13 protein-coding genes are annotated in these 18623 nt (G+C 62.7%); 11 read left to right on the top strand and 2 right to left on the bottom strand.

Annotated features, from left to right (window positions below):
- Window positions 1–276 precede the first annotated feature (276 nt).
- Window positions 277–1974 carry a PucR family transcriptional regulator gene (locus ACN50D_RS11130; protein ID WP_003946020.1) on the bottom strand — a complete coding sequence of 566 codons (1698 nt, stop codon included), beginning with the start codon at window positions 1972–1974 and terminating at the stop codon, window positions 277–279.
- Window positions 1975–2066: 92 nt separating this feature from the next.
- Window positions 2067–2690: a uracil phosphoribosyltransferase gene (upp, locus tag ACN50D_RS11125; RefSeq protein ID WP_007735207.1), complete on the bottom strand. Its 624-nt coding sequence runs from the start codon at window positions 2688–2690 to the stop codon at window positions 2067–2069.
- A gap of 223 nt (window positions 2691–2913) precedes the next feature.
- Here upp and ACN50D_RS11120 point away from each other — a divergent pair, with 223 nt between their 5' ends.
- The 11 genes from ACN50D_RS11120 (at window position 2914) to ACN50D_RS11070 (ending at window position 18621) form a co-directional block, all read left to right on the top strand.
- On the top strand, window positions 2914–4023 hold the full coding sequence (locus ACN50D_RS11120) for a ring-opening amidohydrolase (protein WP_007735206.1): 1110 nt from the start codon (window positions 2914–2916) through the stop codon (window positions 4021–4023).
- Between the two features lie 125 nt (window positions 4024–4148).
- Window positions 4149–5627, top strand: a complete 1479-nt coding sequence (locus tag ACN50D_RS11115; RefSeq protein WP_211921797.1) for an amidase — start codon at window positions 4149–4151, stop codon at window positions 5625–5627.
- 40 nt (window positions 5628–5667) lie between these two features.
- A complete protein-coding gene (locus tag ACN50D_RS11110) occupies window positions 5668–6891 on the top strand; it encodes an aspartate aminotransferase family protein (protein ID WP_211921795.1) in 1224 nt (407 codons plus the stop codon).
- Window positions 6892–7183: 292 nt separating this feature from the next.
- Window positions 7184–8623, top strand: a complete 1440-nt coding sequence (locus tag ACN50D_RS11105) for a uracil-xanthine permease family protein (RefSeq protein ID WP_211921793.1) — start codon at window positions 7184–7186, stop codon at window positions 8621–8623.
- A gap of 89 nt (window positions 8624–8712) precedes the next feature.
- A complete protein-coding gene (locus ACN50D_RS11100) occupies window positions 8713–9615 on the top strand; it encodes an FAD binding domain-containing protein (RefSeq protein WP_042448023.1) in 903 nt (300 codons plus the stop codon).
- Window positions 9616–9617: 2 nt separating this feature from the next.
- Window positions 9618–10262 (top strand): (2Fe-2S)-binding protein, encoded by a 645-nt coding sequence (locus tag ACN50D_RS11095; RefSeq protein ID WP_003946048.1) that lies wholly within the window; start codon window positions 9618–9620, stop codon window positions 10260–10262.
- Window positions 10259–12781 (top strand): aerobic carbon-monoxide dehydrogenase large subunit, encoded by a 2523-nt coding sequence (gene cutA, locus ACN50D_RS11090; protein WP_211921791.1) that lies wholly within the window; start codon window positions 10259–10261, stop codon window positions 12779–12781. The genes ACN50D_RS11095 and cutA overlap by 4 nt, the downstream gene beginning before the upstream one ends.
- The gene (locus tag ACN50D_RS11085; RefSeq protein ID WP_007735490.1) at window positions 12778–13449 is read left to right on the top strand and encodes an SRPBCC family protein; all 672 of its coding nucleotides are present in this window, start codon (window positions 12778–12780) and stop codon (window positions 13447–13449) included. The genes cutA and ACN50D_RS11085 overlap by 4 nt, the downstream gene beginning before the upstream one ends.
- A 281-nt stretch (window positions 13450–13730) precedes the next feature.
- On the top strand, window positions 13731–15830 hold the full coding sequence (locus ACN50D_RS11080) for a hydantoinase/oxoprolinase family protein (protein WP_007735491.1): 2100 nt from the start codon (window positions 13731–13733) through the stop codon (window positions 15828–15830).
- Window positions 15830–17773, top strand: coding sequence for a hydantoinase B/oxoprolinase family protein (locus ACN50D_RS11075; protein WP_125052442.1), 1944 nt, complete (start codon window positions 15830–15832; stop codon window positions 17771–17773). Before ACN50D_RS11080 ends, ACN50D_RS11075 begins: the two co-directional genes overlap by 1 nt.
- A 14-nt stretch (window positions 17774–17787) precedes the next feature.
- Window positions 17788–18621, top strand: a complete 834-nt coding sequence (locus tag ACN50D_RS11070; RefSeq protein WP_125052440.1) for an NmrA family NAD(P)-binding protein — start codon at window positions 17788–17790, stop codon at window positions 18619–18621.
- Window positions 18622–18623: the final 2 nt, after the last annotated feature.

The raw sequence follows: 18623 nt of genomic DNA, 5'->3' as shown, positions 1-18623 counted from the left end.
GTTCTGGTGTAATTGGCTGAGCCAGTTGGTGGTTGAGGCCTCCGTAGTTCGGTCGACTCCGGTCCGCTGGACCGAGAAACCGGCCAGGGCCACTGAAGGAGGTATGTGCGGCCCGTCTTTCGAACCGTAAGCGGGCACCGGTGAACGGCACATGGGTAACCTTGCCGACGACGGGTGTCAGTGGTGGGTAAGAAGTGACGAACGCTCACCGGGCGGCGCGATTGCGGTTGTATCGAACCGTTATCGGGACGTTCTGTCAGCTCATATCGTGCGAAGTCATGACATTTCGTGCATCTTCATGACCTGCAGGGCGAGTGAGACGTTCAATCGAAGGACGGGGTCGTCGGTGAACGATCCGACGACGCTCTCCAGCTTTCCGATTCTGTAACGCAAAGTGTTGTAGTGCATGTGCAGCGCCCGGGAGGCCTCGGCGACATTGCAATTGCAGTCGAGCAGGGTCTGGAGTGTCAGACGCAGGTCAGCGGCTTCGGCGTTGTCCGCCGACAAGGACTTCAGAACGTCATCGGTGAACGAACGCAGTTCGCTCTTGTCCGTCTGGAGCGAGAGGAGTCGGTGTACACCGAGTTCGTCGAAGTGTGCGATCTGCCCCGGCCCGTTGATACGTCGGCCGACGACCACGGCTGTACAGGCTTGGTCGTAGGCCGCGGGTAGATCGGCCAGGGAGTAGATCACCCGGCTCACTCCCGTGCTGAAGGATCGGCGGCCGCTGGTGCGATCGCCGGCAACCTTGCGCACCAACCCTTCGATGTCCCGAACCGCACGGTCGGTGCTGGTCGGGAAAAGCGTGACCACCTCGTGTCGAAACCCGACGGACGGCGCCGTCCGCTCGTGTGTTCGTACCACTTGTTGCCAGCCGTCGCTGAGTCGATCTTGGTCCGTGCGAGTGGAATTCGCGTGCTGGGATTCCGGGTGATCGACGTCGAGTTCTGCAACCACAACGGCAAGTGGACGAGTGACATCCCACCCCAACTGGGTGAAGTGCGCGCTCACTTCCGCTGGCGAGCCGGCTTCGCCTATCAGTGCGTCGCGGAGGAAGTCGCCGCGGAACTTGGATTCCACTGCCGCAACTGCCAGCTGTTTGGTGACGGCCAGCGCGGCAACGGTGGCCGCTCGCTCCAGCGCTTGAACGACAACTGCGCCGAGTTCGTGGGTGCCGGCGTACGCCACCATTCGGCCGTGGTCGGTGCCGCCGGCCACCACCCGGGTGAGCGCCAACTGGCCGGGAAATCCTTTGGGCGCGTTCTGTAAACCGACAGCGACCCGTTCGGTCAGGAACCGACCGGTGCTTTCGAACAACGGAAGCGCGTTCAGCGCGGCTGAATCTCCGGCCTCCGTCAACACTCTTCCGTCCGGCGAGCAGATGAGAACGCTGACGTCGAAAAGCGCGGCGAATTCTGCGGCAATCTGAGGTAGATCGCCACCTTCCAAGACGATCGACGTCAACGAGCGGTGAAGTCGATCGGCAATGTCGAGTGCCGCGGACTGCTTCGCCACCAACTTGGTGAAGACCTCCGAGATCACCTCGTCGAATCCCGCGGTGACGGGAAGAACCAACAGCGGAAGCCCTCGCTGCTCTGCCATGTGCAGCATCGCCTCGGGCAGCTCGTCGAGATAACGGCCCGTTTTCACGGCAAGTGCCGCGACTCCTCGACGTGCAAGACCGTCGACGAGGTCACTGAGATCTGTGTCGTCGAGAAGCTCGCCGGTTCGCCCGTAGCGCAGCGGGAACCCGGTTGTCACCAACAACTCGTTCGGCTTCACCCAAGCGAGGATGTCCGGTACTTCCATCACGTTCACCGATTGAACGAGGTGGCGCAAGCCCCCGTGCCCGGCAAGGACTTCGGCTCCACGCAGACTGGGCAGCTCGAGGACATCCCGAACTGTGAGTCTGTAGTCGCCACCTTCTGGCAAATGTTGAAGCTCTTCGCTCGAATATTTGGCAGATCTATCCATGTCGCGAGACTACGCTCGATCTCACAGTGAACATTGTCAACAGTTGACGAAAATAGCCTCTCGGAATGAGCGGTTCTCCGTATGTCTGCCAACTACCGCGGCCCGAATTGGCGATCGCCCGCGTCTCCGAGTCCAGGTATCAGGAAAGCATTTTCGTTCAGGCCGTCGTCGATGCTCGCTGTGAGGAGCCGGACCGGATGTCCGGAGTTCTTCAGTGCTTCGATCCCTTCCGGAGCCACGACGACACATATTGCAGTCACATCGGTGGCTCCGCGTGCAATGAGCAGATCGATTGTGCGGACGATGGATCCACCGGTCGCCAACATCGGATCGAGGACGTAGACGGGGGTGCTCGACAGATCAGCAGGCAGGGACTCCAGATACGGAACCGGCTGGTGTGTCTTCTCGTCTCGTGCCATTCCCACGAAACCGACGCCTGCCTGCGGAATGAGGGCACTCGCCTGTTCGACCATGCCGAGGCCCGCTCGCAAGACCGGGACCAGGAGTGGTGGATTCGCCAGCCGCACCCCCAGCGTCGGAGCAACTGGCGTCTCGATGTCGAACTGTTCCAGTTCTGCGCCGCGCATGGCCTCGTAGACCAACATATGGGTCAGTCTGCGCAAGGCGGACCGGAACGTTGCGTTGTCGCTGCGAGCGTCGCGCATGGTCGTGAGCAGCGATGCCGCCAGCGGATGGTCGACAACAGTGGTGTCCATGGTCGAATCGTAAGTGAGAACCGATGGGGCGGCGCACAACCGGTGATTCGGAGTCGAAATAACCAATCGCGGTTTTCGTTTGGGCAAGTATTGACGATGCCGATGGGTTCGAGTCGTCATAGCGTGGTCGACACGGCAGTTCCGAACCGCTCGGCTGGACTGGGCGCCCGGAGCTGTCAAGGCCCAATTTTGCCTCCACGATTCCCTATACAAGGAGATGCCAATGCCCGAAGCAATCGAGGTCCGTAAGGTTCCGCTACACAGCGTCTCCGACGCCAGTGAGCTCGCCAAGCTGATCGACGACGGTGTCCTCGAGGCCGACCGCGTCATTGCAGTCATCGGCAAAACCGAGGGTAACGGCGGCGTCAACGACTACACGCGCATCATCGCGGACCGAGCGTTCCGAGAGGTTCTCTCCGCCAAGGGTAATCGCAGCCCCGAAGAAGTGGCGGAGGTGCCGATCGTCTGGTCCGGCGGCACGGACGGCGTGATCAGCCCGCACGCGACGATCTTCGCGACCGTGCCGGCAGACAAGGTCACCAAGACCGACGAGCCGCGCCTGACCGTGGGTGTCGCCATGAGTGAGCAACTGCTGCCCGAGGACATCGGCCGTACGGCCATGATCACCAAAGTTGCTGCGGCAGTGAAAGACGCGATGGCCAATGCCGGCATCACCGATCCCGCCGACGTGCACTACGTACAGACCAAGACTCCGTTGCTGACAATTCACACCATCCGTGACGCCAAGAGCCGCGGCAAGACTGTGTGGACCGAACAGACTCATGAGTCGATGGACCTGTCCAACGGCGGAACGGCTCTGGGGATCGCGGTTGCGCTCGGCGAAATCGACATGCCGACCGACGAGGATGTCATGCACAGCCGCGAACTCTTCTCCTCTGTCGCATCCTGCTCGTCCGGCGTCGAGTTGGACCGCGCGCAGATCGTCGTCGTCGGTAACGCACGCGGCGTCGGCGGACGCTACCGGATCGGCCACAGCGTGATGAAGGATCCGCTCGACCAGGACGGCATTTGGGCGGCGATCCGTGACGCCGGACTCGAACTTCCGGAGCGGCCGCACTCGAGCGACCTGGACGGTCAACTCGTCAACGTGTTCTTGAAGTGCGAGGCCAGTCAGGACGGAACGGTCCGTGGCCGTCGTAATGCGATGCTCGACGACTCCGACGTGCACTGGCACCGCCAGATCAAGTCGTGTGTCGGCGGAGTCACGGCAGCTGTCACCGGCGATCCGGCAGTGTTCGTCTCGGTATCGGCAGCGCACCAGGGTCCCGAGGGCGGCGGCCCAGTCGCTGCCATCGTCGATCTCGGTCAGTAGTAGGCAAGAACCTCGCTGGAAACCTCGACAGTCGCGCCGCCACCGGCAATTCGTCCTCGAATCAGTTGCCGGTGTCGGCGAGTCCGCCGCGGCGTACCCCACTTCACTGCTTGAAAGGATTCACGATGGTTCATGCTGCTGACCCTGTCGACGAGAGCGTTTCCGGTGCGCCCGAGAATCGCGAACTCGTCATGGCCGATGCGGTCACGCTCAGTGGTCTGATACGCAGGCGTGAAGTGTCGTGTGTCGAGGTGATGGACAGCTTCCTCGATCAGATCGAATTACATAACCCGGCGGTGAACGCGATCGTCGCATTGCGGGATCGGGAAGCGTTGACGGCGGAGGCGCGCGAGCGTGATTCGCAGTTGGCGAGTGGGCAGTATCTCGGTTGGATGCACGGGTTTCCGCATGCGGTGAAGGATCTTTCGGCAGCCAAGGGTCTGCCGTTCACGTCCGGGTCGCCGATGTTCGCGGATCGAATCGCCGAAGATGACGAACTGTTCGTCAAGCGGATCAGGTCTGCCGGTGCCATTGTGATCGGCAAGACGAACACACCGGAGTTCGGGCTCGGATCCCAGACGTACAACCCGGTGTGGGGTACGACGGTGTCGCCGTACGACAATTCGCGCACTGCCGGCGGTAGCAGCGGTGGCGCCGCAGCGTCGTTGGCGCTCCGCATGTTGCCGGTGGCTGACGGAAGCGATTACATGGGTTCGCTCCGAAACCCGTCGGCATTCAACAACGTTGTTGGGTTTCGACCATCCTGGGGTCGGATACCGGAGACGGGATTCATCGCTCAGGGCGCCGTTGTGGGCCCGATGGGCCGAACCGTCACCGACGTGGCTCACCTGCTTTCCACGATGGCGGGGCCGGATGCTCATGCACCGTTGGGGATTCGTGAGGATCCCGCGGTATTCACCGAAAGCCTCGCACGTGATCTGAAGGGCTCTCGGATCGCATGGGTCGGTGACTGGAACGGTTACCTGGCAACCGAACCTGGAGTTCTCGAGTTGTGCGAATCCTCGTTCGAGGTCTTCGAACAGTTGGGGTGCCGCGTCGAGGCGGCGCTTCCCGACTTCAAACCCGAGGACATCTGGCAACTGTTCTTGCGGTGGCGTTGGTGGGCACAGCTCGGCTTGATCGATCAGTACAACGATCCGAGCTTGCGCGAGTTGATGAAGCCCGAACTGTTGTGGGAACTCGAGCACGCGGTCACACTGTCGGCTCTCGACGTGACCAAGGCCGCGGAGGCCCGCAACGGCTGGCTGTCGGCCATTACCAAGATGTTCGAAACCTACGACTACATTCTTGCGCCCAGTGCCCAGGTGTTTCCTTTCGACAAGAACACTCACTGGCCCGAGACCGTCGACGGCCGATCGATGGACACGTATCACCGGTGGATGGAGACGGTTGTTCCCTGGACGATGGCCGGGGTTCCGGTTGCGGGGATGCCGGTCGGCTTCGACGATCGTTCGCTTCCCATGGGTATCCAGATCATCGGTCGGCACGGAGCCGACTTGGACGTACTCCAACTCGCCTACGCATTCGAGCAGGCAACCCAGTGGGTCGAGCGGGTTCTTCCGCCCGCACTCCGCGTGAACTGACCGATCTATTTCGAACGTATCCAGTTGGGAGAGAAAGACGATGGCTTCGGCATTGTGGCACGGATTCGCGGACATGGGCGCTGTGGAGAAGAACGGCGCGTTTGTCGTCTCTCGCGGTGAGGGCGCGTACATCTGGGACCGCGAGGGCACTCGGTATCTGGATGCGACGGCGGGCCTGTGGTTCACCAATGTCGGGCACGGCTGCACCGAGATCGCGGATGCGGTGGCGGCTCAGTTGTCGAAGATCGCTCATTTCTCGAATTTCGGTGATTTTGTTCCCGAGACCACGCAGGTGTTGGCCGAGCGTCTGGCGGCCATCGCGCCGGTTGCCGGGAGCAAGATCTTCTTCACCTCGGGTGGTTCGGATTCGGTGGACACTGCGGCGAAGCTGGCTCGTCGGTACTGGCACGAGGTGGGGCAGCCGGAGAAGGCGATCATCGTCGGACGCCAGAAGGCGTATCACGGAATGCACGTTGCGGGAACAGCTCTGGCGGGTATTCCGGTGAACCGTGAGGGGTACGGCGAGCTGATGGCGGATGCGGCGACCGTCGGCTGGGACGATGCGAAGAGCCTGCTCGAGTTGATCGAGAAGATCGGTGCGAACAAGATCGCGGCGTTCTTCGCGGAGCCGATCATCGGTGCGGGTGGGGTGTATCTTCCGCCGGAGGGGTATCTGGCGGAGGTGCGTGACATCTGCCGCGAACACGACATCCTCTTTGTCGTCGACGAGGTCGTGACCGGTTTCGGCCGTATCGGCGGCGAGTGGTTCGCGTCCACTCGTTTCGATTTGCAGCCGGACATGATGACCACGGCAAAGGGTTTGACGTCGGGTTACGTTCCGATGGGTGCGGTGTTCATCGCGCCGCGGGTGGCGGAGCCGTTCTATGCGGGTTCGTGGTGGCGCCATGGGTACACCTACGGCGGGCATGCCGGTGCTGCTGCGGCGGCGATGGCGAACCTCGACATTCTCGAGCGTGAGAATTTGCTCGCGGAGTCGAAGCGTTTGGAGGCGTCGTTGCATACGCATCTGCAGCCGTTGGCGGAGCATCCGCGGGTGGCGGAGGTTCGTAGTGGGCTCGGTGCGGTCGCGGCAGTGCAGTTGGCTGATCCGGCGGAGGCGTTGCCGTTTGTGAAGACGCTTCGTGAGCATGGTATTTCGGGTCGCGCCGCGGGTCAGGGTGCGATGCAGATTTCGCCGACGTTCGTCATGACCGATGATCAGGTCGCGGAGATGGCAGCGGGAATCCTCGCAGCCCTCGGCTAGGTACCTCGTTTTCCGTTGACAGACATCGTGTTACGGAATCATTAAGCCGAAGAAAATGTTTGGGCCCTTTGTGGCGTGGTCCTCATCTCGGTCGAAACTGCCTCCAGCACTGACGATGACCCCTGCCCGCATCATCTGCCACCATTGTTGCCAATCTCGGTGAGTGGGTTCTGGCAGATTGTCATCACGTCCAAATCTCGGTCCTGCATTAGCGTTTCACTCCAGACACGGTGTTTGTGAGCTGGGGCACAAAGCATTTCGAACACCTTCCTCCTTTGCGAAAGGTCTCGTCATGCCGATCTGGACGTTGCACGGAGACGGAAAGAACATCGGAGCCGGTGAAGTGGTCGCTCCCGGCGAGCGACTCAGTTGGGCGAGAACCATCGGGTTGGGCGGCCAGCATGTCGTGTCGATGTTCGGCGCGACGTTCGTCTTCCCGATCATCATGGGCCTCAATCCTCAACTTGCCGTGATGATGTCGGGCTTTTGTACGCTCTTCTTCCTGCTGGTGGTCAAGGGGCACGTCCCCAGCTACCTCGGAACATCCGCAGCTTTTGTCGGTGGCGTTGCCGCCATTCGTGCCCAAGGTGGAACGACGGCCGAAGTGACCGGTGCGATTCTGGTGTCGGGGTTGGTTCTGGGATTCGTCGGCATCGCCATCCACTTTCTCGGCGGTGGCGTCATCAGTAAAGCGCTACCGCCGGTGGTGACCGGCGCTGTGGTGATGTTGATCGGCTTCAACCTGGCGCCTGTGGTCGCGGGGTTGTACTGGCCGCAGGATCAGTGGGTGGCACTGATCGTGATGGTTGCACTGATCGTGATGAGCGTTGCGCTACGCGGCTTCCTGGGACGTATCGCCATTCTCGTCGCGCTGGTTTTCGGCTACATCTTCTCGTGGGTCCTCGACCGGCTCTCCGGTCCGATCACGTCCGCCAGTGGTAGTGGCGCACCCACCGAGCACTTTCGTGTCAACTGGGATTTGGTGCACTCGGCGTCCTGGTTCGGGTTGCCGCCGTTCTCGGACGAAGCCAACGGGATCGTCGGTATTCATGCTCCCTCGTTCAGCCTCACGTTCATCGTTCTGGTGCTTCCCGGTGTCATCGCACTGGTCGCGGAAAACGCCGGACACGTCAAGGCGGTCGCCGAAATCACGGGCGACGACCTCGACCCGTACATCGGACGCGCCATTGCCGGTGACGGTTTTGCCACCGCCATCGCCAGCGCAGTAGGCGGCTCCCCTACGACGACTCATGCCGAGAACATCGGTGTCATGGCTGCCACGCGGGTGTACTCGACCGCCGCGTACGTGATTGCGGGTTTCATCGCGATCCTGCTCGGCTTCTCGCCCAAGTTCGGAGCAGTCATGGCGGCGACGCCCGGCGGCGTCCTGGGCGGAATTCTTGTGGTTCTGTTCGGCATGATCGGTCTGCTCGGCGCCAAGATCTGGAAAGAGAACGGCGTCGACTTCGGGAACCCGCTGAATCTGATGCCGATTGCCGCCGGTCTGATCATCGGTATCGGCGACACGGCGCTGAAGTTCAGTGACACGTTCTCGCTCGGAGGTATCGCGCTCGGCACCATCGTCTTGATCGCGATGTACCACCTCTGCCGGCTCGTGGGGTCCTGGAACCCTGAACTGAACAGGCCGAAGTCCGGGAGGCGGCCGGGCGCAACGCCGGGGGCGAATGCGTCAGATGACGAACTTGAAGAGCCCGTGGCGCAGCTCACGTGATGCCAAGTTGAATGTATGCCAGGTATGACCCGTGACCGTTGTCACATCTGCACAAAACGTGAAGTGACTCATAGAGGCAGGATTGAGTAATGAAACCGTCGCCGCTGACTTATCACCGACCGTCCTCGGTCGAGGACGCGTGCCGAATCCTCTCCGAGGTCTCTCACGAGGGGAAGGTGCTCGCCGGTGGGCAATCGCTTGTGCCGCTGCTGTCCATGCGCCTCGCCGCGCCCGCCCACATCGTCGACATCGGATCGATCCCGAACCTCGCTTCGGTGACCTCGTCCGAAGACGAAGGAGTGCGGTTCCAGGCCCTGGCCACGCACTCGGTGCTGGCGGCCGACGAAGGTGCTCGTCGAGTCCAGCCTCTGCTGAACCGTGCTCTGCAGTTGGTAGCGCACCCCACGATCCGTAACCGCGGGACGAGCGTCGGCTCCATCGTCCATGCCGATCCGTCGGCGGAGATGCCGGCAGTCCTGACGCTGCTCGGGGGCAGCGTGACCGTCCAGTCGGTGCGTGGCACCCGCGAGATCGCGTCGACGGATCTCTTCGCCGGCCCTCTCGAGTCGAGCCTGGAATCAGACGAGATCGCGGTGTCGGTGTCGGTGCCCGCCGCCGAACCCGGCGTGGGAACCGCCATCGACGAGATCGCGCGCCGTCACGGTGACTACGCACTGGTCGGTGTCGTCGCACGGATTCGCGTGGTCGACGGTCTGGTGGCCGAAGCGCACATGACGTACGTGTCCGCCGGAGAGCTGGGACAGGTCGTGGACTACACGGACGTATTGGCGGGGGCGTCGGCGACGGATCAGCGGGATCCGCGGTGGCGCACTCTCGGAGAATGCGCCCGCGCGCAGATAGATACCGAGGCAGACATTCACGGGACGGCGGCGTACCGCTCGCAGTTGGTGTCCGCGCTCACCGCGCGGGTCGGCTTCGCAGCGGCAACGGATGCTCTCAGTGAGAACGCAGTACTGGCAGGAAAGTGGTGACAATGTCCAAAAACGATCGCTCCATCGATGATCAACTTGCCGAGCTGGCAGCAGACACCGGTGAGCACCATGTAGCTGTCACGTTCACGCTCAACGAGGTGACGAACACCGTCGTTCTTCCCTCCCGCACTCTGGCTTCGGATGCCATTCGTCACCACCTCCGTAAGACGGGCACGCACGTGGGTTGTGAACACGGCGTGTGTGGTGCGTGCACCGTGCTGCTCGACGGAAAGCCTGTTCGATCCTGTCTCGTCCTCGCGGCCAGCCTCGAAGGTCGATCGATCACCACCGTCGAAGGCCTCGTCGAGCCGGACGGCACTTTGCATCCGGTTCAGCAGGCGTTCAAGGATTGTCACGGTCTGCAGTGCGGATTCTGCACTCCGGGATTCGTGACGACCATCGCGGCATTTCTCGAGGAGAACCCCAACCCCACGCGGGAGGAAGCTACCGACGCGATAGCGGGAAACCTCTGCCGTTGTACGGGGTACCAGAACATCAGGGCGTCGGTTTTGCGCGCAGCCGAGATCAAGCGTGAACGGGCCGGGCAGTTCCCGCTCGGAATCGACGACGCGTCCACTCGGGAGGCGTTGGATCGCAAGGTGCGGGGAACAACGAATCCTGTCGGAGGACGGGCGGGTAAGGCATGAGTACTCCGGTCAAACCAGCAAAGCGCAACGGGGCGAAGCACCCCGCTTCCGATCATTCGACGGCCGATCATTCGGTTGCCGACGACGGCAAGTTCTTCGGTAAACCGATTCCGCGCGAGGAAGATACGCGTCTGCTCAGCGGTCAGGGGCGATACCTCGACGATCTGGGCCACAACGCGCTGATCGCGGCATTCGTCAGGTCGCCGCACGCTCATGCGCGAATCATCGACATCGACATCGACCAGGCGCTGGAAGTGCCTGGTGTACATGCCATCTACACCTACGAAGATCTCCTGGCCGACACGCCGGAAATGGCGGAGAACCTGCCACTGCTCATTCCGCATCCGGGAATCATCGCTCCGCGCAACGGGTATCCCCTCGCGAAGGACGAGGTGAAGCATGTCGGAGAAGCCATCGCCATGGTGGTCGCGGACAACCGGTACATCGCCGAGGACGCTTGCGCGAAGATCGACGTCACCTACGAGGCGCTGAAGCCTGTAGTGGGGATCGACGTCGCTCGCACCGCCGCGAACGCCGTCCACGCAGACGTTCCGGACAACGTCGCCGCTCGCCTGCAGCACGGGTTCGGAGATCTGGATGACGAACTGGCCGCCGCGCCGCACCGACTGACGCTGGATCTCGAAATCGAGCGTTCGGCTTCCATGCCGATGGAGGGCAAGGGCGTCTACGCACGTTGGGACGGTGACGAGAACACCCTCACGTTCTGGACCTCCACCCAGACGTCCACGTCCGCCCGCGCCGCAATCGCCGCGCGATTGGGGATGGCGCTGAACAAGGTTCACTGCATCGCTCCTGACGTCGGCGGCGGATTCGGCGTCAAGATCGTTCACCCGTGGCCCGAAGAAGTCATGATCACGTGGGCCGCTCGACGCCTCGGCCAGGCCGGTATCTCCTGCGAGGTGAAGTGGGTCGAGGATCGCCGTGAGCACTTCATCTCGAGCGCACACGAGCGCGGGCAGATCCAGAAGGTCGACATCGGATTCGACGACGAGGGTCGTCTGTTGGCGTTCGACTTCACGTTCTGGCACGACAACGGTGCCTACCTGCCGTACGGGATCATCGTCATGATCAACACCGCGACGCAGGTTCTCGGGCCGTACAAGCCGAAGTCGTTCCGGGTCAACGCCTATTCGCTGTACACCAACACCGTGATCGTGACCCCGTACCGCGGCGCCGGACGTCCGCAGGCCGTGTTCGCGATGGAGCGATCCATGGACGCCATCGCCAAGTACCTGAAAAAGGACAAGATCGCGGTGCGGGAGGCGAACTTCATTCGCCCCGAGGACATGCCGTACGACTTCGGCCTGATGTTCCAGGACGGACGCCCGTTGATCTACGACACGGGCGACTACCAGGCGGGCATCGACAAGCTCAAGAAGCTCATCGACTGGGACGGATTTCCCGAGTACCAGAGGAAGGCTCGCGCCGAAGGTCGGTCGGTCGGCATCGGTATCGGCGCGTACGTCGAGGGAACCGGACCCGGACCCTACGAGGGTGCGCACGTCGTGGTCGAGACGTCCGGAAAGGTCAAGGCCGCAACAGGCTTGACGACGCAAGGCCAAGGCCATCAGACCGCGTTCGCCCAGATCGTTGCGGACGACCTCGGAGTCAAGGTCTCCGACGTCGAGATCGTCACGGGTGACACCCGCCGGTTCGGTTATGCCGTCGGCACTTTCGCCTCGCGTGGTGCGGTCATGTCGGGTTCGGCCTTCCATGTCGCGGCGCAGATGGTCGCGGAGAAGGCGAAGAAGATCGCGTCCGGAATCCTGGATCTGCCGGAAACCGAACTGGAACTCCGGGAAGGCCACGTGTGCAAGATCGGCACCGAAGCCGGAGTGGAGGGTACGTCCGTACCGCTGAGTGTTGTTGCCGTGCTGTCGAACCCGCTACGATATGCGTTCGACCGTGAGTCGAAGCTGGCCACCGGTTTCGCCAAGACCGACACGGACATGTCGAAGCCGCCGATTCCCGAGGGTGAGCAGCCCGGTCTGGAAGCAACCGGCTACTACTCGCCGCCCAGTTCCACCTTCGCTTCGGGAGTGCACGCGGCGATCGTCGAAACCGATCCCGTGACAGCCGAGATCACGGTCCGTCGTTACGTTGTCATCCACGACTGCGGAAACGTGATCAACCCCCGCATCGTCGAAGGTCAGGTCATGGGCGCCGTCGCGCAAGGTATCGGCGGCGCACTCTACGAGCGGATCGTCTACGACGAGCACGGGCAGATGCTCAACGCGTCGTACATGGACTTCTTGATGCCGTTCGTCACCGAGATGCCGGATTCGCTCGAGATGGATCACACCGTGACGCCGTCAGGGCTCAACCCACTCGGAATGAAGGGTGCCGGTGAGGCCGGTGTGATCCCCACCAGCGCCGTCATCGCGGCTGCCATCGAGGACGCCGAAGGAATCTCGATCACGTCCATGCCCATTTCACCGTCCGAACTGTTCGAACTTCGACTCGCACATGCGGGTTCGTCATCAGAGGAGAATGCATGAGAATCGCCGGCACCGCGCAGCTGACGGCACCTCGCGAAGAGGTCTACGACAAGCTCCAGGACGGTCGTGTACTGGCCGCGACCATTCCCGGTGTGCAGTCGCTCGAGCAGCTCACGGACAATCACTACAAGCTCTCCATCATGGCGGGGGTCGCGTCGATCAAGGGCGTCTACGACGGCGAGGTTGTTCTGTCGCAACAGAATCGGCCTAATTCGTTTGTCATGACGGCTTCGGGGGCGGGTGCTCCCGGCACGGTGAAGGCGGACGTCACGGTCACCTTGACGGAGAACGAGGGTGGCACGCTGCTTTCGTATGACGCCGACGCCGTGGTCGGCGGGATGGTCGGCGGCGTCGGGCAGCGCATGATCACCGGTGTAGCCAAGAAGATGGCCGGGGTGTTCTTCAAGAGCATCGACGGCGTCATTGCCAACGGCATCCCCGAGAAGGTCACTGCCGCCGTGGCGGCGGCGGTACCGGCAGTGGCGGTCGAAGGCGCGCCGGTAGTTTCCGGAGCTGTCGCGGCACCGGCGGTTCTCCCGGCCGCTGCACCGACAGCGGGCGGCACAGATGCTCGCACGGTGATGGTCAGCGCCGTCGTCGGCGCAGCCATTGCTTTGTCAGGTGTTGCTATAGGCGGATTCCTGGCGCGTTCTGGTTGTCGCGAGTAGTTCACTCAGGTGTCAACAGCTGATTTGCGATGAGGGAAACGCCCCGAACCGACCAGGTTCGGGGCGTTTTTCACGTCCGCGTAACCCACGGGGGCGCCGGCGAAGATCCGCTCGTGATCGTGCGCCGAACCTTGGTCCCCCGATTCGGCGAATTGTGACAAAGAATCCGCTCTTCCGAACCTGTGGAATAGCTCTACACGTCAGGTACGAGCCACTTACCGGCTAGGCCGCAACCGTCGATCGGTACCAGACGAGACGAGCCAAAGATCTCAGGAGGAAGCGTGGAACCCAGGAAGATTCGGGTCGGTATCGATACCGGCGGAACGTTCACCGACATCGTGGCAGTGGACGACGAAACCGGCGCCATCGTCACCACCAAGACCCCGTCCACCCCGGCGGACCCCGCCGAGGGCTTTCTCGCCGGTATCGAGAAGGTACTCGCCAAGCTCGGTGAGAGTGGCGACTCCATCGGTGCGGTCAGCCACGGCACGACCGTAGCGACGAACAAGCTGCTCGAAGGCAAGGTCGAGAACCTCGGCTTCATCACCACCGAGGGCTACGAGCACGTTCTCGAGATCGCTCGTCAGTCGGTGCCGGACGGTTACGGCAACTCGTACTTCTGGGTCAAGCCCGAACGCATCGTCCCCGCCGATCGTGTACGCACCGTCGGTGGACGCCTTTCCTTCGACGGCAGCGAGATTCGTCCGCTCGACGAAGAGAGCGTTCGCAGCGCAGCGCAGTTCTTCAAGGACCGCGGGATCCGGACCATCGGCGTCTGCCTCATGCACTCGTACGCCGATCCGACGCACGAGGAGCGCGTACGCGACATCCTCTTCGAAGTTTTCCCCGATGCGACGGTGAGCATCTCGAGCCAGGTGCTGCGTGAGTACCGCGAATACGAGCGGTCCATCACCACACTCGTGGACGCCGCGGTCAAGCCGAACATCCGCAACTACGTGAACAACATCGCGAATCGTCTGCGTGAGTTCTCGACCACCGACGGTGAACCCCGCGACATCCCGTTCTACGTCATGAAGTCCAACGGCGGTGTCCTGTCGGCCAAAGAGGTTGTTCACCAGCCTATTACGACAGTCCTGTCGGGACCGGCCGCCGGAGCCCTCGGTGCTGCGCTGATCGCCGACGCCGCCGGCGTCGAGCAGGTGTTGACCTGTGACGGCGGCGGAACGTCGACGGATGTCACCGTCGTGGTTCGCGGCGAGCCCGCGCTGACCACCGAAGGGCGAGTAGGCAACTACCCGTCGAAGATCCCGATGATCGACGTCGTGACCGTCGGCGCCGGTGGTGGGTCGATCGCGTGGATGACGCCGGAACACACCCTCCGAGTCGGCCCTCAGTCGGCCGGCGCCGATCCCGGACCGTTGTGCTACGGCAAGGGCGGCAGCGAACCGACCATCACCGACGCGCACGTCCTGCTCGGTCGCATCCCACCCCACCTACTCGGTGGCGAGATTCCTCTCGACACGGAATTGGCACGCAAGGGCCTCGAAGAGCTTGCAACACAGCTCAGTCTGGGCTTCGAAGAGTGCGCGGTCGGCGTCCTCGAGGTCTCGGCATGGAACCAGGCCAACGCCCTGCGTCAGATCACCGTCAAGCGTGGCCTCGACGTTCGCGACTTCACCCTCGTGACGTTCGGCGGCTCCGGCTCCCTGCTCGCCTGCCGTCTCGTCGACATCCTGGGTCTGAAAGACGTTCTCGTCCCGCTCAATCCGGGTAACGTCTCCGCGTTCGGTCTGCTGACGGTCGATGTCCGCAACGACTACGTCCAGACGCACGTCAGTCGTCACGACCGGTTGAAGGCTGAAGACCTGCAGAGCCAGTTCGACGCGCTGGCCGGCGAAGCCGAGATCGCGCTTGCCGAAGAGGGTTTCGACGAGACGCAGCGCAAGTACTCTCGCACTGCGGATCTGCGTTACCTCGGTCAGGCCTTCGAGGTACGCGTCCCGGTGGCGGAAGGTACCGTCACGACGCAGATCATGGACGACGCGGCCGAGGCGTTCCACCAGGCGCACCGCGAGCTGTACGGCTACGACTTCCGGGGAGACCCGTCGCAGCACGTGGAATGGGTCAACCTGCGCGTGAGTGGCATCGGCCCGATCAAGCGTCCGACGCTCAAGGAGATCCCGGCCGGCACCGGCGCCGACACCGCTCGAACCGGTTCGCGTCAATCGTATTTCGACAGCTGGGTCGAAACGGCCACCTACGATCGCACACTGCTCGGTGCGGGTGACGTCATCGAAGGACCGGCCGTGATCGAGGAGTTCAGCTCGACTGTCCCGATCCATCCCGGATTCTCGGCACGTATCGACACCTTCGGGAACATTCGTATCTCGAAGTCTTCCGACTCGAACGGAGTGAAGTGATGACCGCCATTCTCGATGCTGCTGCTGCCACCGCGGCCAAGCCGTACCGACTCACCGCTACCGACGGCGCGTCACCTGATCCGATTTTGGTCGAGATCGTCGCCGGTTACCTCGCCAGCGTGGAAATGGAGGTCGAGACCTCCATTTCGCGCACCTCGCGCTCACCGATGATCCGTGACGCTCACGATTTCCGCGCCGGTATTCACGACCGGAACCTCCGCAAGCTCACGGGCCGTTCGTATTCCGCGCTGGTGCATCCGATCGCCCGGGACTTCCCACTCGAGACGATGAAGCCGGGAGACGTGTACTTCCACAACGACGTCTACCTGTCCGAAGGTGGCATCGGCCATCTCCCCGACCTCTGCGTCACGGTGCCTGTCTTCGCCCGCGTCACTCCCGATGCCGAGCCGAAGGTTGTTGCGTTCGTTCAGGCATTCGGTCACCACGACGACATCGGCGGTTGCTGCCCCGGCTCCATGCCGTCCGGCGCCACCACGGTGTACGAAGAGGGACTGATGGTTCCGCCGATCAAACTGTGGGACCAGGGAGTTCCCAACGAGGCGGCGCTGCGCATCATGACGCGTAACTCCCGCATGCCGGACGCCCTCGCAGCTGACCTCGACGCCGAGTGCTCGGCGTGCCTGATGGGTGCGCGTCGACTCACCGAATTGTTCGAGCGCTACGGCGTCGACACCGTCGAGTCGTGCTTCGACGCGATGATGGACGCGACCACCGAGACGTACCGCCGCGAGATCCTCAGCAAGATCCCGGTCGGTGAGTACACGTGGGAGGACTACGCCGAGCACGACGGCGTCGACGAGCCGATGCTCCACATCCAGCGCATCACGCTCACGAAGACGCGGCCGGAGGACGAGGGCGGCGAGCGACTCATCCTGGACTTCAACGGAACCGGACCGCAGGCAAAGGGCCCGATCAACCACTGCGGTGACTACGCGGACGGAAACTTCCTCATCAAGTGGTTGGCCCCGATTCTGCGTAACCTCGCGGACACCCCGGAGCGCATGGCCGAACTGGATGTCAACGAGGGCGTCGTACCGCTGATCGAGATGAAGTTCCCCGAAAAGGGAACACTGATCACCCCGATCTTCCCTGCCCCCACCAACGCGCGCACGTTCGTCATCCTCCGTCTGCTCGGAGTGCTGGCCGGCGTCGTCGCCAAGGCTGTGGACGGCAACATGCCCGCCGATCAGGAGACCATCAGGTACACCGGCGTTTACGGTGAGGACTTCGAGGGTCACTCGTACCTCATGCGTGAGGTGCTCGGCGGCGGTTCCGGCGGACGCTACTACGCCGACGGCGAGGACACGATTCACGTCGTTCCCGATTCACGGAACCTGCCGACCGAATTCACCGAGAGCCGTTTCCCCTTCATCGTCGAAAAGCTCGGTCTGGCCATGGATTCCGGCGGAGCCGGACGCTACCGGGGCGGCCTGGGATACGAGAAGCACATCCGCATGCTCAAGGATGCTCACTTCATGTCCATCGCGGACCGTTCGATCCTCGCCTGCTGGGGAGTCAAGGGCGGCAAGGCCGGTCGGCCGTTCTCCGTCGTCCTGGATCCGGGTGGACCGAACGAGCGTGAGTTCGACGCGCTGACCGATGCCGAGCCGATCAAGGCCGGCGAGGTCGTACGGATTCGCACCACCGGTGGTGGCGGTTGGGGAGATCCACTGGAGCGCCCGACCGAAGAGGTCTTGCGAGACATTCAGTGGCGCAAGGTTTCCGTCGAGGGTGCACGCGACGACTACGGCGTTGTCGTCATGATCGAGGGTGACGAGCCGACCGTCGACGAGGCTGCTACCACGGAGTTGCGGGATCAGTTGCGCTCGGAACGCGGTGAGAACGAGCCCTTCTTCGATCGGGGTCCGGGCTACGCGCAGCTTTCGGGTGGCGCCACCTCAGCGGTCTACGACTACGTCTAGGACGGAAAACTCTCATGGAGAACGGAATTGCTCGCGGCGCCGACATCGCGGTGATCGGCGCCGCGGGTAAGACCGGTGAGGCCGTCGTCGCCGCACTGCCGCCGAGCGTGACAGTTCGGCGACTGGTGCGAAAGGCGCGTGTCGACGGGGACTTCGAGGTAGAACTGGAAACCGGAAGCGGACTGCGCAAGGCGCTCGCCGGGTGCCGAGGCGTGTACTTCATTGCCCCGAACGTCCATCCCGACGAGCCCGCACTGCTTCGCAATGCGCTGACGGCAGCGGCATCGGCGGGAGTGGAGCACTTTGTCTATCACTCCGTCGCGTGGCCGTTCAGCCCGTCCATGCCGCATCACCTGGACAAAGCCAGGTGTGAGGACGAACTGCATCGTTCACCCTTGAAATGGACTGTGCTGCAACCGTGTGCGTACGCGCAGAATTTCGAGGCGGTACTCACGGGCCGATCTGACACCATCGTCCTGCCGTACAGCGCGGAAACGAAGTTCTCGTTCGTGAGTCTGGCGGACGTGGCGGCTGTTGCCGCGGTCGTACTGAGCGAGGGCTCGGGTGAACATCACGGAGCGACGTACGAGGTGGGCGGCCCGCAAGCTCTAAGCGTCATGGAGGTGGCACAGATGGTGGAAAAGCAGACGTCACGGACCGTCGCGATAGATCAGATCAGCGTGGATCAATGGCGCGAACAGATCGGCAGCAGCCTTGACGTCAACGCCAGCTCGCGTCTGGCGGTGATGTTCGAGTTCTACAACCACCACGATTTTCTTGCCGGCAGCGCGGCCGTCGAACTGCTTCTGGGTCGCCGACCGATGGCCGTCGAGAGCCTGATTCGCTGAAT

This window comes from Rhodococcus sp. SB1D, from assembly GCF_048573875.1.
Classification (GTDB): Bacteria; Actinomycetota; Actinomycetes; order Mycobacteriales; family Mycobacteriaceae; genus Rhodococcus_F; species Rhodococcus_F qingshengii.
Note: the sequence above shows the minus strand (reverse complement) of the source record. Positions and strands in the feature narration are given on the sequence as shown.